Origin of the sequence: Halomonas sp. KAO (assembly GCF_015595025.1) — a bacterium.
Taxonomy (GTDB): Bacteria; Pseudomonadota; Gammaproteobacteria; order Pseudomonadales; family Halomonadaceae; genus Halomonas.
This window is the reverse complement of the sequence record NZ_JADNRL010000003.1, coordinates 89,601-115,820: the sequence shown is the minus strand read 5'-3', so window position 1 is coordinate 115,820 and position 26,220 is coordinate 89,601. Positions and strand designations below refer to the sequence as shown.

The following is a 26,220-nucleotide window of genomic DNA, read 5'->3' as shown; positions in this document are numbered from 1 at the left end:
CAGCCCGATGACGACGACCCGGCCCCCTACAGCGTGGTGAACTTCCCGACGCTATCGGCGGCAGGTGCCACCGCGACGAAATCGACACTAATTTTTAACGATCTGTCCGAATCAGGTTGACAGGTTCCGCGTGCAAGGGCTCATTACAGGGGCTGGTTGCGTGAAATGGAATGCATTTCCAGTAAATGGCCTTCTGGGTTATCATGGCAGGTCATCTGTCCACTTGCGCAAGGAGCCTGCCATGAGCTTTCACGTCTATCTTTCCGGCGAGATCCACACCGATTGGCGCGACGAGATCCAGCGCGGCGCCGAGGCGGCAGGCCTCGATGTGGTGTTCACCGCACCGGTGACCGACCATGATGCCAGCGATGCCGCCGGTGACCATCTGGGCGAGACCCCGAGCCAGTTCTGGCGGGATCACCAGTCCTCCAAGGTCAATGCCATCCGCACGCGTACCCTGATCGAGCAGAGCGACCTGGTGGTGGTGCGCTTCGGCGACAAGTACAAGCAGTGGAACGCCGCCTTCGACGCCGGCTACTGCGCCGCCCTGGGCAAGCCCTACGTGACCCTCCACGGCGAGGAGATCGTGCACCCGCTCAAGGAGGTCGATGCCGACGCCCAGGCCTGGTGCACCACCACCGATCAGGTGGTCGAGGTGCTGCGCTACGTGCTCAAGGCCTGACCCCAGCCTGCGGTGTCGATTGGCTACACTGGGGGCACCATTCTCGACAGAGGTGACCCCCATGAGCCTGGAGCTGAAGCGTGCCTTCGACACCGCGAGCCACAACGACGGCTATCGCGTGCTGGTTGACCGTCTATGGCCCCGCGGCGTCTCCAAGGAGGAGGCGAGAATCGACGAGTGGCCCAAGGAGGTCGCTCCCAGCGACACCCTGCGCAAGGCCTTCCATGCCGGTGACTACGAATGGGGCGAGTTCCGCCGCCGCTATCTGGGCGAGCTCAAGGAGCATCGCGAACGGCTCAGGCCCCTGGCCGAGCGCGCCCTGGGGAAAAGGGTGACCCTGGTATTCGCCGCCAAGGATGAACGTCACAACAACGCCGTGGTGCTTGCCGAGTACCTGGCCATGCTCGAGCCGCGCCTGCGCGCCGAGAAGCGTTAACGGAGCAGGGCGGCCAATCCCCGCGCAGCTGCTAACTTCAAGGGAAGGCGGTGTTATTGCCGCCGTCCTGCGAGGTGGCCGCCATGCTGTTTATTACCAACCGCTTTCCTACCCAGAGCATTCGCACTCGGCTCAACCGCAACTTCACCTTCGACCTCAACAATAACGCTGCCAGCAACTCGGTGTTCTACTGCGAGCGGCAGGGGGAGGAGGAGTATCAGGAGATCGGCAGTTCGGCCTTCCTGCAGCGGCTCAAGGAGGCCGATGTCAATCAGGTGCTGATCTATATCCACGGCTTCTCCAATCTGCCCGAAGATGTCTTTGTTGCGGTCCAGGAGTTTCAGTCGCTGTGTGATGAGACCAAGCCAGGCGAGGTGCTGGTGGTGCCTCTGGTGTGGCCCTGTGACAATGACCTGGGGATAGTGAAGGACTACTGGGATGATCAGGAGTCGGCCGACCTGAGCGGCTTCTCCTTCGCCCGCGTGCTGCAGCGCTTCCTGGACTGGCGGGAGGGGGAGCAGTTCAAGCAGGACCCTACCCCCTGCCTGAAGCGCATCAACGTGCTGGCCCACTCCATGGGCAATCGCGTGCTGCGCGAGACCCTGAGGATCTGGCACAAGTATTCGCTGCCGGGCGGGGTGCCGCTGCTGTTTCGCAATACCTTCCTGGTTGCCGCCGATATCGTCAACGAGTCGCTGGAGGAGGGGCGCAGTGGTGAGCTGATCGTGCATAGCTCACGCAATGTGACGGTCTACTTTGCCTCCGACGACCTGGCGTTGCGTGCCAGCAAGGCCTCCAATCTGAGGAATCGCATCGCCTCCCGTCGGCTCGGCCACACCGGCCCGGAAGACATGATCCGGCTGCCGCGCAATGTCTTCGCGGTCGACTGCGACGACGTCAATACCCTCTACGACTTCCCCAAGGGGCACTCCTACTTTCGATCGGGCATCGTGCCCGGCAAGCCCGGCGTGGTGTTTCAGCACCTGTTCGTCGCCCTGGAGAGCGGTCGGGTCTTCCCCGAGGACGAGCTGCGTCGCATGACCATCCTGCGCGACTGAGGCGCTATGGCCCGTAGTGATCATGCCCCCCGTTCCAGGAGGTGAGCCAGGCTGTCGGCGACCTGTTCATGACAGCCGATACCGCTGGGGCTGGTGCCGAGATTTCAGGCCAGTGCAAGCCTCCAGCGGCAGGGCACGAACGTCAGGGGTGGTGGTATCTTGACTGGCGGGCTTTCCTCAGAGGGTCATGAACGGCTGGGCCTCGCCATCGCGGAACTGGTAGACGTTCCACGCTTCCTGCTTGGGTCCTGGCATGCCAGGCGTGCCGATGGGCATGCCGGCAAGGCCGATGCCGGCGGTGTCGGGGCGCTCCTCGAAGAGCTTCTCGAGGGCCGCGAAAGGCACATGACCCTCGATGGCGTAACCGCCCATCTCGATGGTGTGGCAGGCGCCGAGGCCGTAGGGCAGGCCGACGCTCTTCTTGACCTGGCCGAGCGACACGTCGTCGACGATGGTGACATCGACGCCGCGCTCCTCGAGATGACGGGCGTACTTGTCGCAGCAGAGGCACTGGGGGGTCTTGTAGAGGGTCGCCTCGGCGGGCAGGGCGGCGTGGGCGCTACCGGCGCCCAGCAGCAGGGAGGCAGACATGAGCAGGGTGGCGCTTGAAGGGATGCGATTCAGCATGACATTTTCCTGGTCCAGATGGCGTGGTTACGCAGGGTTGTCTCTCGGCCAGCCTCCGGCTAAGGCGATCCGGCCGAGGGAGGGAAGGTTAACCTTGAAATATACATCTTATGTGTAGCACCCAGGTCAAGCACAGCCGTCAACAGCCGTGCTGGGCCAAGGTCAGGGGGCTTCTTCGGGCAGGGCATCCACCAGCCCCAGCGCCACGCACAGGCGTACCAGCTCGGCCAGGTTGGTGGCTCCCAGCGCCTTCATGGCGCGCAGCCGGTAGATCTCCACGGTCTTGGGGCTGATCCCGAGGTGATCGGCGACCTCGCGGCTGGTCAGACCCCGGGCCACGTGCACCAGGATCTGGCGTTCCTTGGGGCGCAGCGCCGCGTAACGCTCGCGTAGCGCCTCGAGGCGGAGCTGGGCCTGACGCGCCTGCTGGTGCGCATGAAGTGACTGCTGGACGATATCGATCAGCTGCTGGTGATTGAATGGCTTCTCGAGGAAGTCGCGCGCCCCGGCCTTGAGCGCGGAAACGGCCATGGGCACATCGCCGTGGCCGGTCATGAAGATGACTGGCGGGGCCTTCTCCAGCTCACTCAGGCGCTGCTGTACCTGGAGGCCGGAGAGGCCGGGCATGCGCACGTCCAGCAGTACCGTGTCGAAGCCTTCCGGGTCGCCGGCGAGAAAGGCCTCGCCGTCGGCGAAGAGGCGGCTTTCGATGCCGACGGAGTCCAGCAGCCAGGCCAGGGAGTCACGCAGGGCCTGGTCGTCATCGACGATGGCGATGCAGGGTGAAGAGGTATCGGTCATGGACGCTTCATGGCAGCGGTATGGTCAGGTTCGGCAAGCAGTGTAGCGGCAAAGGTGGCGCCGCCGGAACCGGTGTGTGGCAGCAGGCGCAGGTTGCCGCTCATGGCTTCCATCAGCGTGCGGCTGATGGCCAGGCCCATGCCCAGCCCCTCGTCACGGTTGGAGTGGAAGGGGGCGAAGATGGATTCGGCCTGGTCAGCGGGGATGCCGGGGCCCTGATCGGCCACCGTCAGGGCCACCTCGCGGCGCCCGCTGCGTCGGGCCTTGATCTCGACCCGTTGGGCGCCGGGATGGTCGCGGCTCGCCTCCAGGGCGTTGAGCAGCAGGTTGACCAGCACCTGCTCCAGTCCCACCGGGTCGGCGATCACCCTCGGCAGTGGCGCCTTGAGGGCCGCCTCGAGGTCGACCCCGGCCTGCTGGTACTGCCATTCGCAGAGCCGGCAGGCGGCGTCCACCACCTCGGCCAGGACCGTGGGCCGCGGCCGGATCTGGCCCTTGCGCACGAAGCCGCGAATATGGCGCAGCCGTTCCCCCAGGCGCTCTACTTGTCGCTGGATCTGTTCGAGGGGCAGGCGCAGTGCCTCGGCCGGCTGGCCGGCATCGAGCTTGAGCAGGGCGCCACTGGCGTAGTTGCCGATGGTGCCCAGCGGCTGATTGAGCTCATGGGCGATATTCGATGCCAGCTCGCCGGTGGTGGCCAGCCGGTTGGCGTGGGCGATCTGGGCCTGATGCTGACGGGCCTGCTCCTCGGCCGCCTGGCGCAGGCGGATATCACGGTTGAGCAACGATACATGGCCCGGTTCCGTGCCGGGCCCGGATTGCGCCATCACCACGCTGAGCACCGGCACCGCGCCCTGTGGCCCACGCATCGCCAGCTCGCCGCTCCATGAGCCGTAGCGGGCCACGGCGGGCAGCACGATATCGCGCAGGTCGCGCAGCGACTCCTCGACATAGGCATCGGCCAGTCGTGCGGCGCCGCCCGTGCGGGGCAGCTGAAGGAGGTGGCGTGCCGCCTGGTTGGCGTAGAAGAGGCGCTCATCGTCATCCATGAACAGCACGAACTCGGTGGTGGACTCCACCACCCGGGCCAGCCGCTCGCGGTTGGCCTCGGCACGGATGCGGCGCCCGACATCCCGGGAGACACAGAGAATATCGAGCAACTCGCCGCTGGCCGGGTCGCGGCGGGTCCGGCTGGTGGTTTCGAACCAGACATAGTGGCCATCCTTGGCGCGGAAGCGATAGGTCTGCTGGTAGAAGCCGTCGCGGTAGTAGATCCGCGGTGACTTGTTGAGCAGGGCGGCCAGGTCGGTGGGATGAAACAGGTCATAGGCGGAGACGCCGATCAGCTCCTCGGGGGCATAGCCGAGCAGCTCGCGTGCCGCCTCCGAGGCGTAGAGAAAGGTGCCGTCCCGGGCATGGCGCGAGATCAGGTCGGTGCTGCTCTCGGCCAGCCAGCGGTAGTGGTCACGCTCCGCTTCGAGGGCCCGGTGCCTCTCCTCGAGTCGGTCGCAGCGGGCGGCAAGCGCCGCATGCTCCTCGATCAAGCGGGCCTGCTCCTCGGGCGAGAGGGCGGCACTGGTGTTGGGTGCACTGTTGGGTGTGCTGTCGGGCATATGGCCTCGGCCCCCCGGGTCAGCCGGTGGCATGCTGCTGGATACGCAGCAGCCGCTCCGGAAAGTAGCAGAGCGGTCCCGGCGGCTCCCGGTGCAGGTCGACCGGACGGCCGAACCCCTCGGCGAGAAGCTCCACCAGCATCATCGCCGAGAGCCCCCAGATGACCTGGCCATCGACATGGTAGTTGGGTACGTACCAGGGCCGGCCGTCTACCGGGATGACGTCGGTATGATGGCGACGGTCCTCGAGAAAAAGCGCCAGCGGCACCTCGAAGATCAGGTCGAGTTCGGCGGGGTCGGGCAGCAGCGGCAGATCGGGAGGAATCACTCCCACATAGGGGGTGACGCTCAAGCCATGCAGCGAGATCACGTCCGACAGCTGGCCGAGCAGCTCCACATGCTGCGGTGGCAGGGCGATCTCCTCTTCGGACTCCCGCAGCGCGGTGGTCAGCAGGTCGGCATCCCGGGCTTCACGCTTGCCGCCGGGAAAGGCGACCTGGCCGCTGTGGGTATTGAGGTGGATGGCTCGCCGGGTGAACAGCAGCGTCGGGTCGGGGCGGTCGACGATGGGCATCAGCACCGCCGCCTCGGGCAGGCGCAGCGACTGTCGGCTAGGCCGGTGCGCTTGCAGGCGTTCGCGAAGTTTCTCTAACATGGGGTTTCCATTGGGGTTTGGTATCTTCTACCCGGCCGCCTTCCGCAACGTCAAGCCAGTTCGCTTGCCTGGGAGTCTCATGAACTTCTGTAGCCACTGTGGCCATACCGTGCACCTCGCGATTCCGCAGGGGGATGATCGTCCGCGCTTTCTGTGCGACGAGTGCGAGACCATCCACTATCAGAACCCGCGTATCGTGGCGGGGACGCTTACGGTAAGCGGTACTCGCGTGCTGCTCTGCCGCCGTGCCATCGCCCCGCGCAAGGGGTACTGGACGCTGCCGGCGGGTTTCATGGAGAACGGCGAAACCACGGCAGAGGCCGCCGCCCGGGAGACCCGCGAGGAGGCCTGCGCCGAGACTCACCTGCATGGGCTCTATACCCTGATCAACCTGCCGCATATCAACCAGGTGTTCATGATCTTTCGGGCCGATCTCGAGGGCAGCTTCGCCCCCGGGCCGGAAAGCCTCGAGGTGGGGCTCTTCGAGGAGCATGAAATTCCCTGGGAGGAGCTCGCCTTTCCTACCATCGAGCGCACGTTGTGGCACTTCTATGCCGACCGCAAGCAGGGCGAGTTTCCACTGCATATGAGCGACATCGTGCCCGACCGCGAGCGCCAATCCGGCGCCGGCTAGACGCACACCCCCGGCTTCAAAGATCCTCGAGACGCCAGACATCGAAGGCCGGCTCCTCATAGGGGTGGGCCCGGCGTAGCGCCGCCACCGCCTCGCGAATCAGCGCATCCTCACAGACCAGCTCCACCTTCAGCTCCTCCACCCGCTCCAGATCGCCCACCCTGCCGATATGCGGGGTGGCACCGTCCAGGGGGCGGAACTGCCCGGTACCCGGGGTCTGGAAGCAGCACGCCTCGTAGTCACCGATGCGCCCGGCGCCGGTGGCGAATACTGCCTCCTTGACGGCCTCGGCCTTCGCCACCGGTACAAAGAACGCCAGCTTGTACATGAGTGTGACTCCTCTATCGGGGTGATCCAGCCTGTCGTTGTGCCATATTCGGGGGCCTGCGTCAGCCATAGCAGGGCTCTCTTGCTCATCGTGCCGTTCTCTTGCTCCGATATCCGGTCGCCGCGGTGCAGATAGCCGACCTGGTCGATACGCTAAGAACGAGGGTCCCCCCCACTGTCTTCGCCCCACCGACGAGGCATTTCCCGCCCGCCCCGGGCGGTTTTTTTGGTGCACTTGACGGCATGCCTTTGCAGGGCAAGCCTGGGACCTCACCGATAACGTGAGGAGTGGCATCGATGAGGGGTGGCATGGATGAGAGGTTGCGGGCGTGCCTGGCCACGGCCGGATTGACGCCAGAAGGTGAGCCTGCGCCGTTGTCGGGCGGTGATATCGCCGCGGTCTATCGCCTGGCCACCGACCGAGGCGAGGTGGTGGTCAAGCAGGACACCGCCGAGCGTCTGGCCGGTGAGGCAGAGGGGCTGGCCGCCCTGGCCGCCGCCGGCTCGGGTCTGGTGGTGCCCGACGTGCTGGCCCAGGGCGATGGGTGGCTGGTGATGGAGGCGCTGGAGGTGGCTCCTCACCGTCGTGCTCCCGCCGCACTGGGAGAAGGGCTACGCAGACTGCACGGGGCGGTGGGCGAGGCTCACGGCTGGCATCGCGACAACGCCTGTGGGCGCACGCCCCAGCCCAATGCACCGCTCGCCGATGGGCGTGCCTTCCAGCGCGAGAGGCGTCTGTTGCCGCTGGCCGAGGCGTGCCAGGCCCGTGGTCTACTGGATGCCAGGCTGCGCGGCCGCCTCGAGGCGCTGGCCCATGGTCTGGAGGCCTGCTGGCTGCCGGATGCCCCCGCAAGCCTGATACACGGCGATCTGTGGTCGGGCAATGTGCTCTTCACGCCGAGGGGCCCCGCACTGATCGACCCCGCGGTCTATCGCCACTACCCGGAGGTGGACCTGGCGATGCTGACCCTGTTCGGCTCTCCGGGGGAGGCCTTCTTCGAGGCCTACTGGGATGGCGCCCCCCCGGCGGACTGGCCGCGTCGCGAGACGCTGTTTCAGCTCTATCCGCTGCTCAACCATCTGCTGCTGTTCGGCGGCGGCTACCGCGGCGCCGTGGAGCGAGCGGTCTCGAGGCTGGAGGTCGAGACGCGCTAGGCCAGCGTGGAGGTGAAGGAGCGCGACCTTCGAGTCGTGCTAGGTCGCCTCCATGGCGAGGAAGTGGCGAATCGGCTCGACCTGGCCGGCGCGGTCGAGATAGGGGGCGTGGCCGCAGTCGGCCGCTTCCAGGGTGATGAGCTGGGGCTGTGTTTCGGCCATGCGCTCGAGCGTGGTCGCGGCGAGCAGGGGCGAGCGAGCGCCGCGGACTACCATCAGCGGGCAGGTGAGGGCACTCCAGTCGGCCCACAGGTCTCGCGGCGTGTCATGGACAAACTGTGCGGTGATCTGCGGGTCGTAATGAAAGCTCCAGCGCCCGTCGGGCAGGCGCCGTGCGCTCTCCAGTGCCAGTCGCCGCCAGCTGTCGTCATCCTCGATGCCGAATCCTGCATAGTGGTGGCGCAGCTCAGCCTCGAGGTCGCGGAAGCTCGCGAATTCATGGGGGCGAGAGAAGTAGTCGCCCAGCTCGGCTAGTCCATCGGGCGCCAGCTCGGGGCCGATATCGTTGAGTATCAGGCGCTCGATGCGCCCGATGGTGTCGGGCTCGGCGGCCAGGCGCAGGCCCAGCAGGCCGCCCATGGAGGTGCCCAGCCAGGGCACCCGCTCCAGGTCGAAATGGTCGAGGATGCCCCGGGCGATGCCGGCGTAGGCGGCGTAGGTGTAGTCACGCTCGGGACGAGACGACCAGGCCGACAGGCCGCGCCCCGGGGTGTCCGGCGCCAGCACTCGCCACTCGGGCCCCAGGCGGTGGGCCAGCTCGGCGAAGTCACCTCCATGGCGAGCCAGGCCATGCCAGGCGATCAGGGTACGAGGGGCATCGGGATGCCATACCCGCACTGCCACGTCGAGATCGTCTACGCTGACCCAATCAAGGTGTTGCATGCTTCGTCTCCGCCGCTGGAGTGACCACAATATGCCATATTGTTCCTCGATGATAAGGTGGAATCGAGGCCTGAACATGCGACAATGTATGTAAATATCCCATCGATCGAGGATGAGCCGATGACGTCTTCCTGCCCGTCGCGTTGTTCCCGCCCGTCGCGCGTTCTGCGCCGTGCCCTGTTGCCGATGATGGTGGCCACCATCATGTCGACATCCGCCCAGGCGGCGGACCTGCTGACCATCGCCAACGACGCCCTGCTGAACAACGCCGAGCTGGCCTCGGCTCGTGCCCTGACCCGTAGCACCGAGGCCGGGCGTGACGTGGATCGGGCGGACTTCCTGCCCCAAGTGCAAGTCAGCGGTAACATTACCCACAATCGGGAGTATGAGAGGCAGTCCAGCTCCGGGGCGGGGCCGGATTTCAGTGGTCTAACACCTGAACAGCAGCAGGCTGCTGCGGCATTGGCTGGCGGTTCTCAATCGCAAGATGACAACGTCAATCGCGTCGGCCTCACCCTCGAGGCTACCCAGGCGCTGTTCAATGCCATCGATCGTCGTGAGGTAGAACGTTCCGAACGTCAAATTGAGCAACAGCTCTACCAGTTGGCGGCCACCGAGCAGGGCGTATTGATCAACGTGTCGACCGCCTATTTCGAGATCCTGCGGGCCCATGAGGTGCTCGAGGCGCGCCGTGCCCAGGAGCGGGCCATCAACCGTCAGCTGGAGCAGGCCCGCGAGCAGTTCGAGGTGGGGCTGATCGCCATAACCGAGGTGGAGGAGGCCAAGGCGGCCTTCGACCAGGCCAGGGCGATTCGCATCGGTGCCGAGAGCGATCTGCAGGTGCGCTTCGAGGTACTCGAACGGCTCACCGGCCAGCGCTACGAGAGTATCGATGCCCTGGGCGAGGAGCTGACCATCGCCCCGCCCATGCCGCTGGAGCGCAGCGCCTGGGTGGAGCTGGCCATGCAGAACAACCCCCGGGTACTGGCCAGCCAGGCCGGCATCGAGGTGTCGCGCAGCGCGGTGGAGATCGCTCGCGCCGGGCATCTGCCCCAGGTCAATGCCTTCGCCAACTACAACTACGCCGATAGCGATGCCGATGGCATCGATGGCCATGACTCCAGCAGTCAGGTCGGGGTGGGTGTCAGCATGCCCCTCTATACCGGGGGGCGCACCAGCGCCTCGGTACGCCAGAACACCTACCTGCTGGAGGCCTCCCAGTATGACTTCGAGGACCAGCGTCGCAGCACCATCCAGGATGTGCGTTCCAGCTATACCCGGGTGACCAACGATGTCGCCACGGTAGAGGCCCGCGCCCAGGCGGTGGTCTCCAACCAGAGCGCCCTGGATGCGACTCGCGCCGGCTACGAGGTCGGTACCCGCAATATCGTCGATGTGCTCAATGCCGAGCAGAACCTCTACAACGCCATTGCCGAGCTGGCCAGCGCGCGTTACGACTATGTGATCAATCTGCTGACCCTGCGTCAGCGAGCGGGCACCCTCGATGAGGAGGCCCTGGCTGAGGTCAACGCCTGGCTGGACGGCGCCAGCGTCGATCTTCAGCTGCCGGATGCTGCGGGCAAGGATCCGGTTATGAATATCGGTGAGCGCCCTACGCCCCAGTGAGTCTCCTGGGCCCTGGGCGGTCGCTCGATAGCCATTGCCACCTGGGCACTGGCTATTGATGCATGACTGGCCATCGCGAGCAGCTCATCAATGGCAGGTCAGCGATAGCCGGTTATCCAGGGCGGGGCCTCGTGTCTTGCTTAGGCAGCTAAGTTTTACATCCATACACCGGTGAATGTAAAATTCGTTCATCCGCTATTTTCCCAAGGAACCCCCACGCGCATGAAAACTGCATACCGAATCGGCCGGGCGGGCCTTCTTGTCCTGGCCGCCGGCATGATGCTGGCCGCCTGTGGTCAAGATGAGTCGTCTCAGCAGGCCCAGCAGGGCGGCGCCCAGGAACGACCCCCACACCCGGTGGAGGTGGCCGAGCTGGCCCGACAGGATCTCGATCTGGAACGTTCCTATCCCTCGCTGCTGCGCAGCGATGATGAGGTGACGCTGGTGGCCCGCGTCACCGGCACCCTCGAGAAGCGTCACTTCGAGCCGGGTGAGATGGTCGAGAAGGGACAGGTGCTCTACTCCATCGAACCGGATGTGTATCAGGCGGCGGTCAGGCAGCGTGAGGCCGACCTGCAGAGTGCCCGCGCCCAGCTGGAGCGTGCTCAGCGCGATGCCAATCGTTTCGAACGGCTGTTGAGCCAGAACTCGGTGAGCCGCCAGCAGGTCGACCAGGCACGCTCGGAGCTGAGCGTGGCACGCGCGTCGGTGGTCCAGGCCGAGGCGGCACTGGCCACCGCACGGATCGATCTCGACTATGCCGAAGTCACCGCGCCGGTATCGGGCATGATCAGCCTCAGCCGGATCAACGTCGGCAATGTGGTGAGCAATGGCTCCGAGCTTGCCACCATCACGCCGCTGGATCCGCTCGAGGTGCGTTTTCAGCTGCCCCAGCGGGATGCCTTCGAGCTGCGCCGCCAGCTCAACAATGTCGGTGCCATAGAGGAAATTCAGGCAGTGCTCGAGTTTCCTGGCCTCAAGGATGCTGAGGGAGATCGCCTGGAAGGGCGCCTGGACTTTCTTGGTTCCCGCGTGGAGGAGGCTACCAGCACGGTGCAGGCTAGTGCCACCTTCGACAATCCCGAGCATCGCGTGCTTCCCGGACAGTTCGTGCGTGTCGAACTCGAGGGCCTCAAGCGCTTCGATGTGTTGGCGGTGCCGGAGATCGCGATCGGTCAGGGGCTGATGGGGCCCCAGGTATTCGTGCTCGACGAGGATGATGTGGCTCGCGCGCGCCCAGTGGATCTGGGTGAGGTGGCCGGCCCCTGGCAGGTGCTGCGCGGCGGCGTTGAGGCCGGTGAACGGGTGGTGGTCGGTGACCTCGCCGGCATCGAGCCGGGCGTGACCATCAAGCCGTTGCCCTTCGACGGCGATGCTCAGGCGCTGGTCGAGCGCTCCATGCAGGCGGGTGACCAGCAGCAGGGTGCGGCGGCAGCGGGTGGTTCGGCTGCCCAGCCCGGCCAGAAGGGCCAGGCGACCGAGGAGGCGGCTGCCGAGAGCGAGTCGGGGCCGGCCGAGGCCGGTGAGGACGACGCCCGATGAACTTCTCCAACTTCTTTATCAAGCGGCCGATCTTCGCCACGGTGTTGGCGATCATCCTGACTCTGGTCGGGGTGGTCAGTATGCGCGTGCTGCCTGTGGAGCAGTATCCCAGCGTGGTGCCGCCCACCGTCTCGGTACGTGCCCAGTTCCCCGGCGCCGATGCCGAAACGGTAGCGCAGACGGTGGCGGCTCCCCTGGCCGAGGCCATCAACGGTGTCGAGGACATGCTCTACATGACCTCGACCAGCGGTGACAACGGCTCCATGAGCCTCAACGTGGCCTTCAATATCGGCACCGAAGGCGATATCAACACCATCAACGTCAACAATCGGGTGCAGGGGGCGCTCTCGCAGCTACCCGAGGCGGTGCAGGCCCAGGGTGTGACCGTTGAGTTGCGCTCCAGCTCGATTTTGATGCTGGTTGCGCTGACCTCGCCGCAGGGTGACTACGACAAGGTGTTCATGCAGAACTACGCCACCCTCAACATCCTCGACGAGCTGCGCCAGGTGCCCGGCGTGGGGGATGCCTCGGTGCTGGGGGGAGGCGAGTTTGCCATGCGCATCTGGATGGATCCGGACAAGCTGGCCCAGTACGATCTGACCCCCACCGAGGTGGCCGCGGCGATTCGTGCCCAGAACACCGAGGTGCCGGCGGGCAGCCTGGCCGGCACACCGCAGAGCGAACCGCGGGCCTTCACATACACCATCACCGCGGGAGGACGGCTCAACGACGTCAATGACTTCCGCGAGATTTTTCTGCGCACTAATCCGGATGGTTCGTCGCTGCGTCTCAGCGACGTGGCACGCATCGAGCTGGGGGCCTCCTTCTACGGGGTTGATGCCCGACTCAACGGCGGCACCATGACGCCGATCATCATCAACCAGCAGCCCGGCGCCAATGCCCTCGAGACCGCCCAGGCAGTGAACGACACCATGACCGAGCTGGCTGGACGCTTCCCACCGGGACTGGAGCATGTGGTGCCGTACGACACCACGCTGTTTATCGGCGCCTCCGTCGATACCGTGACCAAGGTGTTTATCGAGGCCTTCTTGATCGTCGGGGTAATCCTGTTCATCTTCCTGCAGAACTGGCGCTTCACGGTGATTGCCATGTCGGTGGTGCCGGTGTCGGTACTGGCGACCTTTGCCGGCTTCTACATGTTCGGCTTCTCGATCAACCTGCTGACCCTGTTCGCGCTGGTGCTCGCCATCGGCATCGTGGTGGACGATGCCATCCTGGTGGTGGAAAACGTCGAGCGGGTGCTGGGCGAGGATGAGGAGATCACGGTCACCCAGGCCACCGTGCGTGCCATGAAGGAGGTGGGTGGCCCGGTCATTGCCACCTCCTTGATCATGGCCGCGGTATTCGTGCCGGTGGCCTTTCTGGGCGGCTTCACCGGCCAGATCTATCAGCAGTTTGCCCTGACCGTGGCGATCTCGGTGGCCTTCTCGGCGCTGATGGCGCTGACCTTCACCCCGGCCCTGTCGGCGGTGTTCATCAAGCACAAGGCGCAGCTAGGCGAGTCCAAGCTGATGCGCGCTGTGAACACGCCGCTGCGCCTGTTCGATAGCCTGTTCGCCGGTATCACCTCGGTCTATATGTGGGTGGTCAAGGTGCTGGTGCGTTTCTGGGGACTGGCGCTGCTTCTAACCGCGGTCGTGATCGGTGGCTCCTGGTGGCTCTACCAGGTCACCCCCTCGACCCTGGTGCCTGAGACCGATCAGGGGGTGGTGCTGGCCAGTGTGCAGTTGCCGGACTCCGCCTCTCTGGCACGCACCCAATCCTATATGGCCGAGCTGAGCAGCCGCATCGAGGAGATCGAGGGAGTAGAGTACAGCTCCGCCGTGGCCGGCTACGATATCTTGGCCAGCTCGGTGAACTCCGCCCGCGGGGTGATGTTCATCAACATGCTGCCCTGGGACGAGCGGACGCTGACCGCGGATGAGCTGGTGGGGCGTATCATGCAGCTGGGCGCCCAGGTTCCGGGGGGCTCGGCGATGGCCTTCAACGTGCCGCCGATCATGGGGCTCTCTACTACCGGCGGCTTCACCGGCTATCTGCAATCCTTTGAAGGAGCTACATCCCAGGAGCTCTTCCAGGCGTCGCGCAAGGTGATGCAGGCGGCAAGCGAGCATCCGGCGCTGCAGCGTGTCTTTTCCACCTTCAACGTCAATGTGCCGGGGTATCGTGCCGAGATCGACCAGCAGAAGGCGTTGAGCTACGGCGTGCCGCTGAGCGAGCTCAACGCAACCTTGTCGAACACCTTCGGTAATGGCTTCGTCAACTTCTTCAGCTATCAGAACCGCAACTTCCAGGTCTACCTGCAGAATGAGGATGAGTTCCGCAAGACACCGGACGACCTCAACAACGTTTTCGTGCGCGGCGGCAGTGGCGAGCGCATTCCACTCTCGGAGTTCGTGACCCTGGAGCGCCAGGCCAAGCCCACCGCGGTATCGCGATTCGGCGTCTATCTGGGGGCACAGTTCCAGGGTGGCCCGGCGCCGGGCTACAGCTCAACCCAGGCGATCACCGCCATGGAGGAGATTGTCGACGAGACCCTGGGCAGCAACTGGGGCATGGGCTGGACCGGTACCGCCTACCAGGAGAGCCAGATGGGCAGTGCCGCCAGCCTGGCAATCATCTTCGGCCTGCTGATGGTATTCCTGATCCTGGCCGCCCAATACGAGAGTTGGTCGCTGCCGCTGGCGGTGTTGACCGCCACCCCCTTCGCCTTCCTGGGAGGGATCGGCGGCATTGCGCTGCGCGGGCTGGATACCAGTGTCTATGTGGAGATCGGCATGCTGGTGGTGGTTGGCCTTGCGGCCAAGAACGCCATCCTGATCGTCGAGTTCGCCGAGCTGCAGCGCAAGGAGTTGGGCAAGACGATCCGCGAGGCGGCCATCAGCGCGGCGGAGCTGCGCTTCCGGCCGATCGTGATGACCTCGCTGGCCTTTATCTTCGGCACCCTGCCGCTGGCCCTGGCCAGCGGGGCGAGTGATGTCAGCAGCCACCATATCGGCACCACGGTGGCGGTGGGCATGGCGTCGGTCGCGGTGCTGGGGAGCTTCTTCATTCCCAGCTTCTACGCCATGATCGCCTCGGTCTCCGACTGGCTGGGACGCAAGCTGCGCGGCAAGGAGGCGCCGCGTCAGGCCGCAGGGTCCGAGCAGGGCTAGTCATCGCCTGACTCGGCCGGCTGTTACAAGGGGCGCCTCTTATGAGGCGCCCCTTGTCTTTCCGGGAAGCAGCTCACTCCGATGAGGCTCACTGTGCTACCTGTGGGCTACCTGACCGTGCTGCCGCTCCTTGGCCTTCGTCCGGGAGGAGAGGCTATAGTGATTACCAGGGTCCCATTCGTTGGCTAAGTAGTGTCGGGGAGGTGACCATGGAGTTCGTCATGGGAGTTGCGCTGAGCTTTCCGGTAGTGGTGTTCAGTGTGCTGATACCGCTCCTGCTGCTCTACTGGGTGCTGGTGGCGCTGCGTCTGGCACCGCTGGAGCTGTTCGAGCATGACAGCCTGAAGGGTGATTATCTGGCCAGCTCGCTGGTCGCCCTTGGCTTTGTGGGCGTGCCGGCCAGCGTCTCACTCTCGGTGCTGCTGGGGCTGGCGGCGGCCATCACCCTGACGGTGGAGCTCGTGGCGCTGCGCTGGTTGGCGCTGGGGCTGTTCCGGGTCCCGCTGGGGATCGTGGTGCTGTGGGGGGCCTTCGCGGTCGCCTCACCGCTCGCCGCGGCACTCTGCCACTCGATGAGGCGCTGGTTTCACCGCTACTCGCATAGCCATCGGCGCTGCCTGCTGGGTGAGCTTGTCGAGGTGCGCTCGGCGCCGGATGCCGAGGGGGTGGCCAGTGCGATCCTGCTCGACGATCCCCAGTGCGAAGTGCGCCTGCAGGGCAAGGCAGGCAGCATGCCCCGGGCCGGCGAACGGCGGGTACTGGTGAAGTACCTGGTTGAGGAGGGCACCTATCGCAGTGTCGAGGATGGAGAGTTTCGCGAGGCCCGCGCTCACCTCAGGCGGCTGCGGCTGGGTGGGCGACGCTCGGCCACGGCGGCCTAGGGCCGGCGCATCAGCTCGAGCTGGAGAGCCACCAGCTCGCTGCCCTTGATCGCGATCGAGAAGCGCTCGTGGTTGCGCAACCAGTCATGGAAGAGTCCACCGAGCAGCGCCAGCATCAGTTCGGCGGCGATATCGGGGGAGAGGTCTTCACGCAACTGCTTCAGGCGTGCCGCGCAGGTGAAGTAGTCGGTCAGGGCCTCGCGGGCCTCGTCGGTCATCTCATTCTGCATGGCCAGCGGGTCGATATCGCCGAACACCTCGCAGTGATGGACCAGGATGGCATGTACGCGCCGATAGCGGGGTTGTTCGAGGCGTTCGAAGCCGTTCTGGATGGCCAGGCGAATGGCCTCCAGGGGACGCTCCACCAGGCTCGGATCGGCAATCTCCGCGATCAGCTCCTGGAAGGGCATGCGTACCCGGCACAGCATGGCCTGGAAGAGGTCCGCCTTGTTCTTGAAGTGCCAGTAGACGGCACCCCGGGTCATGCCGGCGTGGCGGGCAATCTGCTCCAGGGAGGTGCGTGCGACACCCTTTTCGAGGAAGACCTCTTCGGCAGCGTCGAGCAGGGCCTCGCGAGTCGCGGCGGCCTCGGCCTTGGTGCGTCGAGCCATGGTCAGGTCTCGTGAGAAGTGGATACCTTCATTCTATCCGATGCGTCCAAGATTTACATTCATTCCTGTATGTCACGATGCTCGTCTTTCGCCGCGCACTGCCGTATAAAAGGGCGCCAGGATCGGCACCTCTGCCGCAGGAGTTCCCATGCCTCGAGCCCCCTTCGACCTTGCCGGTGTCGCCATCGCGCCGGGCAGTCGTACCCAGGTCGACGTGCCCGCCGCGCGCCTGTACACCCACGCCCCGCTCTCCATTCCCGTGGAGGTGGTCCATGGTCGCCAGGCGGGACCGACCCTGCTGGTATGCGGCGGCATTCACGGTGACGAGATCAATGGCGTGGAGATCGTGCGTCGTCTGCTGCGCTCCAGGCAGCTGCAGGGCCTGCGTGGGACCCTGATCGCCGTGCCGATCGTCAATGTCTTCGGCTTCGTGCAGAACAGCCGTTATCTGCCTGACCGCCGCGACCTCAACCGCTGCTTTCCGGGCAGCGAGTCGGGCTCCCTGGGTGGGCGCATGGCGGCGCTGTTTCGCGAGGCGATCGTCGATCAGGCGACACATATCGTCGATCTGCATACCGGAGCGATCCATCGTACCAACCTGCCCCAGATTCGCGCCCAGCTGGTAGCGGGCGGGGAGACCGAGCGCATGGCCAATGCCTTCGGGGCGCCGGTGATCCTCAATGCCGAGCTGCGCGAGGGGAGCCTGCGTCACTATGCCCAGAATCGCGGGATACCGGTGCTGACCTATGAGGCCGGCGAGGCGCTGCGTTTCGACGAATGGGCGATCACCCCCGGGGTGCGCGGGGTGCTCCGGGTGATGCGTCGCCTGGGCATGCTGAGCGGGGAGCATCGCCGCCGTGAGCCTCCGGCCGCCGAGGTGGCCAATGGCTCAAGCTGGGCGAGAGCCCCCATCGATGGAATCCTGCGCCCCAGGGTACGCCTGGGGGCGCGGGTGGCCAGGGGCGAAGTGCTGGGCCGGGTGGCCGATCCCTTCGGCAACGCGGAAGGGGAGGTGCTGGCCATGGCGGACGGTATCGTGATCGGCATGAGTCGCCTGCCACTGGCCAACGAGGGCGAGGCACTCTTTCATATCGCCCGCTTCGATGCCATCGAGGAGGCCCAGAGCGCGGTCGAAGGGTTTCACTCCAGCCTGGAACCGCCCCCCGACCCGCTGTATTGAAGAGTGTGCCGAGCGGCCTCAGGCCACGGCGGCGGGCGTCTCGCGCTCGGCGACCAGGCCCAGGGCATCATCGAACACTTCCAGGCCGGCACCCTCGCGATGGGCATTCTCCGACAGGTGGCGGCGGAACTTGCGCCCGCCCGGCTGGCCCTGGAAGAGTCCCAGCAGGTGGCGAGTCAGATGGTTAAGCCTGGCCCCCTCCGCGAGGCGGCGAGCGATATAGGGGCGCAGGGCGCGGGCCGCGGCATGGCGGCTGGCTGCCGGTCCGGGGACGCCGTAGAGCGCCTGGTCGACGCCGGCGAGCAGCCAGGGGTTCTGGTAGGCCTCGCGACCCACCATCACGCTGTCGACTAACTCGAGCTGCTCCTGGCAGGCGTCGAGCGTCTTGAGGCCGCCGTTGATGCCGATATGCAGCTCGGGGCGGCTCGCCTTGAGACGATGCACCCGGGGGTAGTTGAGCGGGGGCACGTCACGATTCTCCTTGGGGGAGAGGCCCTCCAGCCATGCCTTGCGCGCATGCACGATAAAGGTGTCACAGCCGGCGTCGGCAACGGTATCGATAAAGCGCGAGAGGTCGGCATCCTCGTCCTGGTCGTCGATGCCGATGCGGCACTTGACCGTGACCGGAATGGATACCGCCTCGCGCATGGCCTTGATCGCCGCGGCGACCTTCTGGGGGTGCCCCATCAGGCAGGCGCCGATCAGGTTGTTCTGGACCCGGTCGCTGGGGCAGCCGACGTTGAGGTTGACCTCGTCATAGCCCCACGCCTCGGCGATGGCCGCGCACTCGGCGAGCGCGCCAGGGTCGCTGCCGCCAAGCTGCAGGGCGAGCGGGTGCTCGACCTCGTCGAACCCCAGGAAGCGCTCGCGGGGGCTGCCATGGAGAATGGCGCCGGTCGTGACCATCTCGGTATAGAGCAGGGCGTGGCGGGTGAGGGTCCTGGCGAACGCGCGGTAGTCGCGGGTCGTCCATTCCATCATGGGGGCCACGGAGAAGGTGCGGTCAAGCTGGGGCATCGGCATCACGGAGGTCAGGCGTGGAGGAGGACGTATTCTACCAGCCCGCGGGCGTCAGGCCGAGGGGTGGGCGACGCCGACCCCGAGCGGTGGTAGCCTGAAGGTTGATGATGCTGTTTGGAGAATAGTGGATGACAAGGGCGCTGTACGCGGCAGTCCCGTTGGTGCTGGCGGTCATGCTGGCCGGCTGTGGCGGCGAGGAGACGTCGCCGTCGGAGTCTACCGAGACGGCCGCCGACAGGACGACGGACGATGAGATGAGCGTGGCCACCGAGAGCAGTGAGCCGGCCTCTACCGAGGAGGCGCCCGAGGTGCCGCCCTTCGATGAGCCGGTGATGTTCGAGTTGAGCTCCCGACTGGAAAGCGACCGGCGCCTGACGGTGGAGGGCGAGACCAACCTGCCCCAGGCGACCCGCCTGCAGGTGATCGTGGAGCGCGAGCTCAGCGGGGTGCGCTGGCGGGAGCGTGTGTCGGTGGCGGAGGGGGGCTTTGTGGCAGGCCCCTTCGGTCCCGGCAGTGGGCTGCCGGATGGTGGCTATCGCGTTACGGTCGATGTTCAGGAGGGCAGCGTCCAGCCGCGTTCGGTGCGTGAACGCCTGGGTGAGGAGAATGAGCATCTCAGCGGGCCTCTGGTTCAGCAGTCGCCGCACGGCCTGGGGCAGGTGGCCCGCTATCGCCAGCGTTTCCTGGTGGGGAGCGAGACACGGCGCACCCACGATCAGGTAGAGGTGATCCGGGTCGAGTAGCCCCGTCGGTCGTTACCAGGGGACGGGCTTGCCTGCCCAGTCGAGAAAACTGCCGCTGGACTCCGGGCCGCACTCGCCAAGTACCGTCAGCAGGCGTGAGGCAACGAAGCTCGGAGACAGCAACTGCTCGGCGGGCACCCGGGCCTGGAAGGGGCGCGAGAGGCCGGTGTCGGTGGTGCCGGGGTGCAGGCAGACTACCGCCAGTTCTGGGTTCAGGCGCTTGAGCTCGATGACGGCGGTCCGCATCAGCATATTGTGGGCCGCCTTGCTGGCACGGTAGGCGTACCAGCCACCCAGCCGGTTGTCGCCGATGGAGCCTACCCGCGCCGAGAGGCTTGCCACCAGCGCGGTGTGCTTCCCCTTCAGGTTGGGCTGCAGGGCCTGGAGCAGAAGGGAGGGTGCCACAGCGTTGACGTGAAACAGATGCGTCAGGCTCGTGGGGTCCAGATCATCCAGCTTCTTTTCCGGGTGGATCCCCAGATTGGCATCGTGCAGGGTGCCGATGGCATTGAACAGCAGATGCAGTGGACCCTCCCCCATCCGCTCCGTCAGTGCCTGGTAGCCCTCTTCACGAGTGAGGTCGGTGGCCAGCGCCTCATGGCGAGGGTCATCCATGGCGGGCGGGCAGCGGCCGACGGCGATCACCCGCCCCGGGCGTGGGTCTGCCAGCAGCGCCTCGACCAGCGCGCCGCCGATGCCGCCGGAGGCGCCGGTGACCAGGGCAGTGAAACCTGGGGGAAGGGTGGGCAGCATGCGGGGCTCCTCGTCGGGTTGCCAGACATGGACCCCTGATCCCGCCGATGATTCCCGGGCCACGGCTGCCGAGGCGTCGGCAGGTGCGTATAATGCGAGCACTCACTCATCCACCCACCCTCGGATCCGGGACACCGCAACGACATGACCGTACGCACGCGTATCGCGCCGTCACCGACCGGCGATCCTCACGTCGGCACCGCCTACATCGCCCTGTTCAATCTCTGCTTCGCTCGCCAGCACGGTGGACAGTTCATCCTGCGCATCGAGGACACCGATCGCGTGCGCTCCACCGCGGAGTCTGAGCAGATGATCCTCGACTCGTTGCGCTGGCTGGGCGTCGAGTGGGATGAGGGGCCCGATGTGGGAGGCCCCCATGGGCCCTACCGTCAGAGCGAGCGTGGTGATATCTATGCCGAGCACGCCCGCCAGCTGATCGAGTCGGGTCATGCCTTCAAGTGCTACCGCACCAGCGAGGAGCTCGATGAGCTGCGTGAGTCGCGCAAGGCCGCCGGCATGCACCTGGCGCTCAAGCCCGCCGATCTTGCCCTGCCCGCCGACGAGCAGGCGCGTCGGGAGAACGAGGGCTGGCCCCATGTCGTGCGCATGCAGGTGCCGGCAAACGGCACCTGCGTCATTCAGGACATGCTGCGCGGCACCATCGAGGTGGATTGGGCTCAGGTCGATGCCCAGATTCTGCTCAAGTCCGATGGCATGCCCACCTACCATCTGGCCAACGTGGTCGACGACCACCTGATGGGCATCACCCATGTGCTGCGGGGTGAGGAGTGGATCAACTCGGCGCCCAAGCATCAGCTGCTCTACGAGTACTTCGGCTGGGAGATGCCGGAGCTTTGCCATATGCCGCTGCTGCGCAATCCGGACAAGTCGAAGCTCTCCAAGCGCAAGAATCCGACATCGATCAACTACTATCGGCGCATGGGCTATCTGCCCCAGGCGGTGACCAACTACCTGGGCCGCATGGGCTGGTCGATGCCCGACGAGCGTGAGAAGTTCAGCCTCGATGAGATGATGGCCCACTTCGATATCCAGCGGGTCTCGCTGGGCGGGCCGGTCTTTGACCTGGAAAAGCTGACCTGGCTCAACGGCCTCTATATTCGTGAGGATCTCGACGACGAGGGGTTCCTCAAGGCGCTGATGGAGTGGGCCTTCAACGAACAGTACGTGAAGGAGATCCTGCCCCAGGTGCGCCCGCGGGTCGAGACATTTTCCGAGGTCGCCCCCCTGGCCGGCCACTTCTTCTCCGGTGTGCCGGCGATCAGCGAGACCAGCTTCGACGCCGTCAAGCTGGGCCGCGAGGACCTGGTCAAGCTGCTGCAGTTCCTGGTGTGGCGCTTCGAGGTCCTGCCAGCCTGGAACAAGGAGGCGCTGCTTGGCGAGGTGAAGGCGCTCTCAGCGCACTTCGAGATGAAGATGAAGGACCTGCTGGCGCCGGTCTTCATTGCCATCACGGGCTCGAGTGCCAGCACCTCGGTCATGGACGCCATGGCGATACTGGGCTCCGACATGACCCGGGCGCGTCTGCGTCACGCCATCGCGGTGCTGGGGGGCGTCTCCAAGAAGCAGGCCAAGCGCTTCGAGAAGGAATACAGAGAGCTGTAACCCCCTGGGGAGCTGAACCGGGCTTCGCCCGGCGCCGTAAGCGCTAAGAATCGACGCCACCGGTTATTCCGGTGGCGTCATCCTGGCTTACGGTTTGAGTTTCTAGAGCAAGGCATAAAAGGGGTTGACGAAGGGGAGGGGAATCAGTAATATACGTCTCGTCTTCACGGCACACGGGGCCTTAGCTCAGCTGGGAGAGCGCAACACTGGCAGTGTTGAGGTCAGCGGTTCGATCCCGCTAGGCTCCACCAATCGTGCCATGCGTGAAGATAACGTCCCATTCGTCTAGTGGCCTAGGACACCGCCCTTTCACGGCGGGAACAGGGGTTCGAACCCCCTATGGGACGCCACCTTCCTTCGAGAAAGGGCATCCAGCAGGATGCCCTTTCTTGTTCTCCGATGTCTATCCCCGGCGGCGATCACTCCTCGAGATTGCCTGCCATCGATCGCGATTCCGCGACGATTTTCACTTGACTTGTCCACTTTGCGGCGTTCCGGCCGGCTGCCTGTGCACAGCCGGCCGGGAATGCCCGTGGCGCCGATCTCTGTCTAAAAAGTCTTGTAAAACAACAAGTTAGATCAGGTCAAAAAATGATCAATCTGAGCCCAGGCCGCTTCCCATGGCGATTGTGCGACCTTTTGGAAGGGTTTTGAACAGGGTTATCCACAGAAAGTGTGGAAAACGTCAGGGCGGTGGGGAAAGGGGTGTTGCGGCGGCCATGACGGGCCGCCGCGGAGGGGTCAATCGAGCTTCATGGCGCGCAGACGGCGCAGCAGGGAGGAGGTGTCCCAGCGACCGCCGCCCAGCACCTGGAGGTCGGCGTAGAACTGGTCGACCAGGGCGGTTACCGGCAGGCGAGCCTGTAGCCGACGTGCCTGCTCCAGACAGATACCGAGATCCTTGCGCATCCAGTCCACGGCGAAGCCGTGCTCGTACTCATCGGCGATCATGGTGGCGTGGCGGTTTTCCATCTGCCATGAGCCGGCCGCGCCCTTGGCGATGACGTCCACCACGCGTTGACGGTCGAGGCCGGCCTGCTCGGCGAAGTGCAGTCCCTCCGCGAGTCCCTGGACCAGGCCGGCAATGCAGATCTGGTTGACCATCTTGGTCAGCTGGCCGCTGCCGGCAGGCCCCATCAGCGTCACCGCGCGGCCGTAGTGGTCGAGCAGTGGCTCGACACGAGTGAAGTCGGTTTCGTCGGCGCCGCACATGATGGTCAGGGCGCCGTTCTCGGCGCCCTGCTGGCCGCCGGAGACCGGGGCGTCGATAAAGCCGATACCCAGTTCTCGGCAGGCGGCGTCGAGTTCCCCGGCGAGGTCGGCGGAAGCGGTGGTGTGGTCCACCAGCAGGCTGCCTGGGGCCATGCCGTGAAGGGCGCCATCCTCACCTCGGGTGACCTGGCGGACATCATCATCGTTGCCGACGCAGACCAGCACCAGGTCGGCTCCGCTGGCGGCGTCGCGGGGGGTGGCGTGGTGGCTGCCGCCGTACTCCTCGCTCCAGGCCTCGGCCTTGGCCGGGGTGCGGTTGTAGACGCGCACGTCGAGGCCGGCACGGGCCAGGTGGCCGGCCATGGGGTAGCCCATGACGCCCAGGCCGATAAAGGCGACTGTCGAGATCGTGTTGCTCATGGCTCTCTCTTCATATGGGTGGTCGAACGCTGACAGGATGCAGAAAGCCGCCCGAAGGCGGCTTTCTGCAGCATAACGTGTGCGGCGACGGGGCGCGCGTAACCGGGCTTACTTGCCGGGGTAGTCGCGCTGGTCGTGGCCGGTGTAGAGCTGGCGGGGGCGACCGATCTTGTAGCTGTCGCTGAGCATCTCGTTCCAGTGGGAGATCCAGCCGATGGTCCGGGAGACCGCGAAGATCACCGTGAACATGTTGGTGGGGATGCCCATCGCCTTGAGGATGATGCCGGAATAGAAGTCGACATTGGGGTAGAGCTGACGCTCGACGAAGTACTCGTCCTCCAGGGCGATCTGCTCGAGACGCTTGGCGATCTTCAGCTGGGGATCGTCGATGCCGAGCTCCGCCAGAACCTCGTCGCAGGTCTCCTTCATGACCTTGGCGCGCGGGTCGAAGTTGCGATAGACGCGGTGGCCGAAGCCCATCAGCTTGAACGGGTCATCCTTGTCCTTGGCCTTGTCGATGAAGCGCTGGATGTTCTCCTCGGAGTCGTCCCCGATCTCGTCGAGCATCTTCAGCACGGCCTCGTTGGCGCCACCGTGGGCCGGTCCCCACAGCGCGGCGATACCGGCGCTGATGCAGGCGAAGGGGTTGGCGCCGGTGGAGCCCGCCAGGCGCACCGTGGAGGTGGAGGCGTTCTGCTCGTGATCGGCGTGAAGCATGAAGATGCGGTCCATGGCACGCGCATAGACCGGGTTGATCTTGTAGTCCTCGCACGGGGTGCTGAACATCATGTAGAGGAAGTTCTCTGCATAGTTCAGATCGTTGCGCGGGTAGTTGAACGGCTGGCCGACGTTGTACTTGTAGGACATTGCCGCGATGGTCGGCATCTTGGCGATCAGGCGGATGGCGCTGATGGTGCGATCCTGCTCGACGTTGATGTCCATATGGTCGTGATAGAAGGCGGCCAGGCCACCCACCACCCCGCAGAGGATCGACATCGGATGGGCGTCGCGGCGGAAGCCCTTGAAGAAATTGATGATCTGGTCGTGGACCATGGTGTGGTTGCGCACGCGGGACTCGAAGTCCGCGTACTTGGCGTCATCGGGCAGCTCCCCGAACAGCAGCAGATAGCACAGCTCGACGAAGTTGGACTGCTTGGCCAGCTGGTCGATCGGGTAGCCACGGTGCAGCAGCACACCCTTGCCGCCATCGATATAGGTAATGGCAGACTGGCACGAGGAGGTGGCCATGAAGCCGGGGTCATAGGTGAACAGACCCTCGGCGCCGAGTCCGCGGACATCGATCACGTCGGGGCCTAGAGAACCCGAATAGACGGGCAGTTCGATCGTCTTGTCCAGGCCGTCAACCGTCAGCGTCGCTTTCCTGTCAGCCATGGAAGGCCTCCTCTCGAGTTCGTTTAGGGCGATAAGTCATTCATTCTTCGACATCTTCGCTGGGGGAGCCGGCGAAAAAGGTTTGCCCACTATAGAAGCGTCCCAGCGATTGTCAATTGGTCAATGGTGCGCTGCCGCATGTGCGAGGGTCCTGCTCATGTCCAGGGATTGTCGAGGAATTGATGCGTAGCACCATAATGGGCTGCGGGGTGCCAATGGTGCAATAAAGCCTGAACGAAAGGGAGGGCGGCAGGCTTTGCACCATGGTCTAGTCAGGGAGCTCCCGGTTTGTCATGGGGCGGACGGGCCCCTATAATCCACCCCGCGCGACTGGCAGGTACAGCCGGTCTTGCCGCCCCCCCGGCAACGGCCGATGCCTTCCCGAAACCACCGCCCGCCCGGAGCCACCCGAAGCTTTCCGTGTGGGCCATAGAGAGTGTGTAGAGAGCCGTGAATAGCAAACGACCCGTAAATCTGGATCTGTCCACGATACAGTTTCCGCTACCCGCCCTGACGTCGATCGCTCACCGCATCACTGGCGTCATCCTCTTCATCGGTACCATCTTTGCCTTCTGGGCACTGAGCGAGTCGCTCTCATCGCCGGCAGGCTTTGCCGCGGTAAGCGATGCGCTGGCCGGCAATTTCCTGGCCAAGCTGATCGCCTGGGGCCTGCTGTCGGCCCTGGCCTTTCACTTCGTGGCCGGCATCAAGCACCTGCTGATGGATATGGATATCGGTGTGACCCTTGAGGGCGGCCACAAGAAGGCGCAGATCACCGTGGTGGCTAGCGCCGTACTGATCATTCTGGCGGGAGTCTGGGTATGGTAACCAACATCACGAACCTTGGCCGCAGTGGCCTCTCCGACTGGCTGATCCAGCGGGTCTCCGCCGTTATCTTGGCGGCCTATACGCTCTTCATCGTTCTCTATCTGCTGTTCAACCCGGATCTCGACTACCTGACCTGGAGCGGCCTGTTCGCCCAGACCTGGATGCGCATCTTCTCGCTGCTGGCCTTCATCTCTCTGGCTGGCCACGCCTGGGTGGGGCTGTGGACCGTGACGACCGACTACCTCAAGTCGACCGCCATTCGCCTGACCGTTCAACTTCTTGTCATCCTGGCCATCTTCGCCTTCCTGGTCTGGGGCATTCAGATTCTGTGGGGAGCTTGATC

The 26,220-nt window shown here is 65.0% G+C and carries 25 protein-coding genes and 2 tRNA genes; 16 read left to right on the top strand and 11 right to left on the bottom strand.

Annotation, left to right across the window (positions count from 1 at the left end; translation table 11 throughout):
- Positions 1 to 241 precede the first annotated feature (241 nt).
- The 3 genes from IOC61_RS01045 to IOC61_RS01035 all read left to right on the top strand — a co-directional run bounded on the left by IOC61_RS01045 (position 242) and on the right by IOC61_RS01035 (position 2,176).
- Positions 242 to 682: a YtoQ family protein gene (locus IOC61_RS01045; RefSeq protein ID WP_132041344.1), complete on the top strand. Its 441-nt coding sequence runs from the start codon at positions 242 to 244 to the stop codon at positions 680 to 682.
- Positions 683 to 743: 61 nt separating this feature from the next.
- Complete coding sequence (locus IOC61_RS01040; protein ID WP_195687034.1) at positions 744 to 1,118, top strand: DUF488 domain-containing protein; 375 nt, start codon at positions 744 to 746, stop codon at positions 1,116 to 1,118.
- A gap of 83 nt (positions 1,119 to 1,201) precedes the next feature.
- Positions 1,202 to 2,176 carry an alpha/beta hydrolase gene (locus IOC61_RS01035; RefSeq protein ID WP_195687033.1) on the top strand — a complete coding sequence of 325 codons (975 nt, stop codon included), beginning with the start codon at positions 1,202 to 1,204 and terminating at the stop codon, positions 2,174 to 2,176.
- A 177-nt stretch (positions 2,177 to 2,353) separates the two neighbouring features.
- Here the strand turns inward: IOC61_RS01035 and IOC61_RS01030 are convergent, their stop codons facing one another.
- The 4 genes from IOC61_RS01030 to IOC61_RS01015 all read right to left on the bottom strand — a co-directional run bounded on the left by IOC61_RS01030 (position 2,354) and on the right by IOC61_RS01015 (position 5,872).
- On the bottom strand, positions 2,354 to 2,803 hold the full coding sequence (locus tag IOC61_RS01030; protein WP_195687032.1) for a DUF411 domain-containing protein: 450 nt from the start codon (positions 2,801 to 2,803) through the stop codon (positions 2,354 to 2,356).
- 162 nt (positions 2,804 to 2,965) lie between these two features.
- Complete coding sequence (locus IOC61_RS01025) at positions 2,966 to 3,604, bottom strand: response regulator transcription factor (RefSeq protein WP_195687031.1); 639 nt, start codon at positions 3,602 to 3,604, stop codon at positions 2,966 to 2,968.
- Entirely contained in the window at positions 3,601 to 5,217 is a 1,617-nt protein-coding gene (locus tag IOC61_RS01020; protein WP_195687030.1) for a PAS domain-containing sensor histidine kinase, read from the bottom strand. Before IOC61_RS01020 ends, IOC61_RS01025 begins: the two co-directional genes overlap by 4 nt.
- Positions 5,218 to 5,236: 19 nt before the next feature.
- Positions 5,237 to 5,872, bottom strand: coding sequence for a CoA pyrophosphatase (locus IOC61_RS01015; RefSeq protein ID WP_195687029.1), 636 nt, complete (start codon positions 5,870 to 5,872; stop codon positions 5,237 to 5,239).
- A gap of 79 nt (positions 5,873 to 5,951) precedes the next feature.
- Between IOC61_RS01015 and IOC61_RS01010 the strand changes: the two genes are divergently transcribed.
- Positions 5,952 to 6,506: an NUDIX hydrolase gene (locus tag IOC61_RS01010; RefSeq protein ID WP_195687028.1), complete on the top strand. Its 555-nt coding sequence runs from the start codon at positions 5,952 to 5,954 to the stop codon at positions 6,504 to 6,506.
- A 16-nt stretch (positions 6,507 to 6,522) separates the two neighbouring features.
- Here IOC61_RS01010 and IOC61_RS01005 read toward each other — a convergent pair whose 3' ends face one another.
- A complete protein-coding gene (locus tag IOC61_RS01005; protein WP_195687027.1) occupies positions 6,523 to 6,834 on the bottom strand; it encodes a YqfO family protein in 312 nt (103 codons plus the stop codon).
- A 308-nt stretch (positions 6,835 to 7,142) separates the two neighbouring features.
- Here IOC61_RS01005 and IOC61_RS01000 point away from each other — a divergent pair, with 308 nt between their 5' ends.
- Positions 7,143 to 7,988 (top strand): fructosamine kinase family protein, encoded by an 846-nt coding sequence (locus tag IOC61_RS01000; RefSeq protein ID WP_195687026.1) that lies wholly within the window; start codon positions 7,143 to 7,145, stop codon positions 7,986 to 7,988.
- A 39-nt stretch (positions 7,989 to 8,027) separates the two neighbouring features.
- Here the strand turns inward: IOC61_RS01000 and IOC61_RS00995 are convergent, their stop codons facing one another.
- A complete protein-coding gene (locus tag IOC61_RS00995; RefSeq protein ID WP_195687025.1) occupies positions 8,028 to 8,870 on the bottom strand; it encodes an alpha/beta fold hydrolase in 843 nt (280 codons plus the stop codon).
- Between the two features lie 120 nt (positions 8,871 to 8,990).
- Here IOC61_RS00995 and IOC61_RS00990 point away from each other — a divergent pair, with 120 nt between their 5' ends.
- The 4 genes from IOC61_RS00990 (at position 8,991) to IOC61_RS00975 (ending at position 16,095) form a co-directional block, all read left to right on the top strand.
- Positions 8,991 to 10,496, top strand: coding sequence for a TolC family outer membrane protein (locus IOC61_RS00990; protein ID WP_195687024.1), 1,506 nt, complete (start codon positions 8,991 to 8,993; stop codon positions 10,494 to 10,496).
- Positions 10,497 to 10,718: 222 nt separating this feature from the next.
- On the top strand, positions 10,719 to 12,038 hold the full coding sequence (locus IOC61_RS00985; RefSeq protein WP_229332839.1) for an efflux RND transporter periplasmic adaptor subunit: 1,320 nt from the start codon (positions 10,719 to 10,721) through the stop codon (positions 12,036 to 12,038).
- Positions 12,035 to 15,214, top strand: coding sequence for an efflux RND transporter permease subunit (locus IOC61_RS00980; protein ID WP_195687023.1), 3,180 nt, complete (start codon positions 12,035 to 12,037; stop codon positions 15,212 to 15,214). The genes IOC61_RS00985 and IOC61_RS00980 overlap by 4 nt, the downstream gene beginning before the upstream one ends.
- A 209-nt stretch (positions 15,215 to 15,423) precedes the next feature.
- Positions 15,424 to 16,095, top strand: coding sequence for a hypothetical protein (locus IOC61_RS00975; RefSeq protein WP_195687022.1), 672 nt, complete (start codon positions 15,424 to 15,426; stop codon positions 16,093 to 16,095).
- Here IOC61_RS00975 and IOC61_RS00970 read toward each other — a convergent pair.
- Entirely contained in the window at positions 16,092 to 16,706 is a 615-nt protein-coding gene (locus tag IOC61_RS00970) for a TetR family transcriptional regulator (RefSeq protein ID WP_195687021.1), read from the bottom strand. The genes IOC61_RS00975 and IOC61_RS00970 overlap by 4 nt on opposite strands.
- 148 nt (positions 16,707 to 16,854) lie before the next feature.
- Here IOC61_RS00970 and IOC61_RS00965 point away from each other — a divergent pair, with 148 nt between their 5' ends.
- Positions 16,855 to 17,886, top strand: a complete 1,032-nt coding sequence (locus IOC61_RS00965) for a succinylglutamate desuccinylase/aspartoacylase family protein (protein WP_195687020.1) — start codon at positions 16,855 to 16,857, stop codon at positions 17,884 to 17,886.
- Between the two features lie 18 nt (positions 17,887 to 17,904).
- On the opposite strand, the gene dusA is transcribed toward IOC61_RS00965, so the two are convergent.
- Positions 17,905 to 18,903: a tRNA dihydrouridine(20/20a) synthase DusA gene (gene dusA, locus IOC61_RS00960; protein WP_195687019.1), complete on the bottom strand. Its 999-nt coding sequence runs from the start codon at positions 18,901 to 18,903 to the stop codon at positions 17,905 to 17,907.
- A 131-nt stretch (positions 18,904 to 19,034) separates the two neighbouring features.
- Here dusA and IOC61_RS00955 point away from each other — a divergent pair, with 131 nt between their 5' ends.
- On the top strand, positions 19,035 to 19,649 hold the full coding sequence (locus tag IOC61_RS00955; RefSeq protein WP_195687018.1) for a hypothetical protein: 615 nt from the start codon (positions 19,035 to 19,037) through the stop codon (positions 19,647 to 19,649).
- Positions 19,650 to 19,661: 12 nt separating this feature from the next.
- On the opposite strand, the gene IOC61_RS00950 is transcribed toward IOC61_RS00955, so the two are convergent.
- Positions 19,662 to 20,402 carry an SDR family NAD(P)-dependent oxidoreductase gene (locus IOC61_RS00950; RefSeq protein ID WP_195687017.1) on the bottom strand — a complete coding sequence of 247 codons (741 nt, stop codon included), beginning with the start codon at positions 20,400 to 20,402 and terminating at the stop codon, positions 19,662 to 19,664.
- A gap of 144 nt (positions 20,403 to 20,546) precedes the next feature.
- Here IOC61_RS00950 and gltX point away from each other — a divergent pair, with 144 nt between their 5' ends.
- The 3 genes from gltX to IOC61_RS00935 all read left to right on the top strand — a co-directional run bounded on the left by gltX (position 20,547) and on the right by IOC61_RS00935 (position 22,375).
- Positions 20,547 to 22,025 carry a glutamate--tRNA ligase gene (gltX, locus tag IOC61_RS00945; RefSeq protein ID WP_195687016.1) on the top strand — a complete coding sequence of 493 codons (1,479 nt, stop codon included), beginning with the start codon at positions 20,547 to 20,549 and terminating at the stop codon, positions 22,023 to 22,025.
- Positions 22,026 to 22,200: 175 nt separating this feature from the next.
- A tRNA-Ala gene (locus tag IOC61_RS00940) sits at positions 22,201 to 22,276 on the top strand.
- A gap of 23 nt (positions 22,277 to 22,299) precedes the next feature.
- Positions 22,300 to 22,375, top strand: a tRNA-Glu gene (locus IOC61_RS00935).
- 391 nt (positions 22,376 to 22,766) lie between these two features.
- On the opposite strand, the gene IOC61_RS00930 is transcribed toward IOC61_RS00935, so the two are convergent.
- Positions 22,767 to 23,657 (bottom strand): NAD(P)-dependent oxidoreductase, encoded by an 891-nt coding sequence (locus tag IOC61_RS00930; RefSeq protein WP_229332838.1) that lies wholly within the window; start codon positions 23,655 to 23,657, stop codon positions 22,767 to 22,769.
- 108 nt (positions 23,658 to 23,765) lie between these two features.
- Entirely contained in the window at positions 23,766 to 25,049 is a 1,284-nt protein-coding gene (gltA, locus tag IOC61_RS00925) for a citrate synthase (protein ID WP_195687015.1), read from the bottom strand.
- 450 nt (positions 25,050 to 25,499) lie between these two features.
- Here gltA and sdhC point away from each other — a divergent pair, with 450 nt between their 5' ends.
- Together sdhC and sdhD are read left to right on the top strand one after the other, a co-directional pair.
- A complete protein-coding gene (gene sdhC / locus IOC61_RS00920) occupies positions 25,500 to 25,877 on the top strand; it encodes a succinate dehydrogenase, cytochrome b556 subunit (RefSeq protein ID WP_195687014.1) in 378 nt (125 codons plus the stop codon).
- Entirely contained in the window at positions 25,871 to 26,218 is a 348-nt protein-coding gene (sdhD, locus tag IOC61_RS00915) for a succinate dehydrogenase, hydrophobic membrane anchor protein (RefSeq protein WP_195687013.1), read from the top strand. Before sdhC ends, sdhD begins: the two co-directional genes overlap by 7 nt.
- Positions 26,219 to 26,220: the final 2 nt, after the last annotated feature.

Coding starts and splice junctions, on each gene's coding strand:
- IOC61_RS01045 (WP_132041344.1), top strand. CDS start 242: ATGAGCTTTCACGTCTATCTTTCCGGCGAGATCCACACCGATTGGCGC.
- IOC61_RS01040 (WP_195687034.1), top strand. CDS start 744: ATGAGCCTGGAGCTGAAGCGTGCCTTCGACACCGCGAGCCACAACGAC.
- IOC61_RS01035 (WP_195687033.1), top strand. CDS start 1,202: ATGCTGTTTATTACCAACCGCTTTCCTACCCAGAGCATTCGCACTCGG.
- IOC61_RS01030 (WP_195687032.1), bottom strand. CDS start 2,803: ATGCTGAATCGCATCCCTTCAAGCGCCACCCTGCTCATGTCTGCCTCC.
- IOC61_RS01025 (WP_195687031.1), bottom strand. CDS start 3,604: ATGACCGATACCTCTTCACCCTGCATCGCCATCGTCGATGACGACCAG.
- IOC61_RS01020 (WP_195687030.1), bottom strand. CDS start 5,217: ATGCCCGACAGCACACCCAACAGTGCACCCAACACCAGTGCCGCCCTC.
- IOC61_RS01015 (WP_195687029.1), bottom strand. CDS start 5,872: ATGTTAGAGAAACTTCGCGAACGCCTGCAAGCGCACCGGCCTAGCCGA.
- IOC61_RS01010 (WP_195687028.1), top strand. CDS start 5,952: ATGAACTTCTGTAGCCACTGTGGCCATACCGTGCACCTCGCGATTCCG.
- IOC61_RS01005 (WP_195687027.1), bottom strand. CDS start 6,834: ATGTACAAGCTGGCGTTCTTTGTACCGGTGGCGAAGGCCGAGGCCGTC.
- IOC61_RS01000 (WP_195687026.1), top strand. CDS start 7,143: ATGGATGAGAGGTTGCGGGCGTGCCTGGCCACGGCCGGATTGACGCCA.
- IOC61_RS00995 (WP_195687025.1), bottom strand. CDS start 8,870: ATGCAACACCTTGATTGGGTCAGCGTAGACGATCTCGACGTGGCAGTG.
- IOC61_RS00990 (WP_195687024.1), top strand. CDS start 8,991: ATGACGTCTTCCTGCCCGTCGCGTTGTTCCCGCCCGTCGCGCGTTCTG.
- IOC61_RS00985 (WP_229332839.1), top strand. CDS start 10,719: ATGAAAACTGCATACCGAATCGGCCGGGCGGGCCTTCTTGTCCTGGCC.
- IOC61_RS00980 (WP_195687023.1), top strand. CDS start 12,035: ATGAACTTCTCCAACTTCTTTATCAAGCGGCCGATCTTCGCCACGGTG.
- IOC61_RS00975 (WP_195687022.1), top strand. CDS start 15,424: ATGGAGTTCGTCATGGGAGTTGCGCTGAGCTTTCCGGTAGTGGTGTTC.
- IOC61_RS00970 (WP_195687021.1), bottom strand. CDS start 16,706: ATGGCTCGACGCACCAAGGCCGAGGCCGCCGCGACTCGCGAGGCCCTG.
- IOC61_RS00965 (WP_195687020.1), top strand. CDS start 16,855: ATGCCTCGAGCCCCCTTCGACCTTGCCGGTGTCGCCATCGCGCCGGGC.
- dusA (WP_195687019.1), bottom strand. CDS start 18,903: ATGCCCCAGCTTGACCGCACCTTCTCCGTGGCCCCCATGATGGAATGG.
- IOC61_RS00955 (WP_195687018.1), top strand. CDS start 19,035: ATGACAAGGGCGCTGTACGCGGCAGTCCCGTTGGTGCTGGCGGTCATG.
- IOC61_RS00950 (WP_195687017.1), bottom strand. CDS start 20,402: ATGCTGCCCACCCTTCCCCCAGGTTTCACTGCCCTGGTCACCGGCGCC.
- gltX (WP_195687016.1), top strand. CDS start 20,547: ATGACCGTACGCACGCGTATCGCGCCGTCACCGACCGGCGATCCTCAC.
- IOC61_RS00930 (WP_229332838.1), bottom strand. CDS start 23,657: ATGAGCAACACGATCTCGACAGTCGCCTTTATCGGCCTGGGCGTCATG.
- gltA (WP_195687015.1), bottom strand. CDS start 25,049: ATGGCTGACAGGAAAGCGACGCTGACGGTTGACGGCCTGGACAAGACG.
- sdhD (WP_195687013.1), top strand. CDS start 25,871: ATGGTAACCAACATCACGAACCTTGGCCGCAGTGGCCTCTCCGACTGG.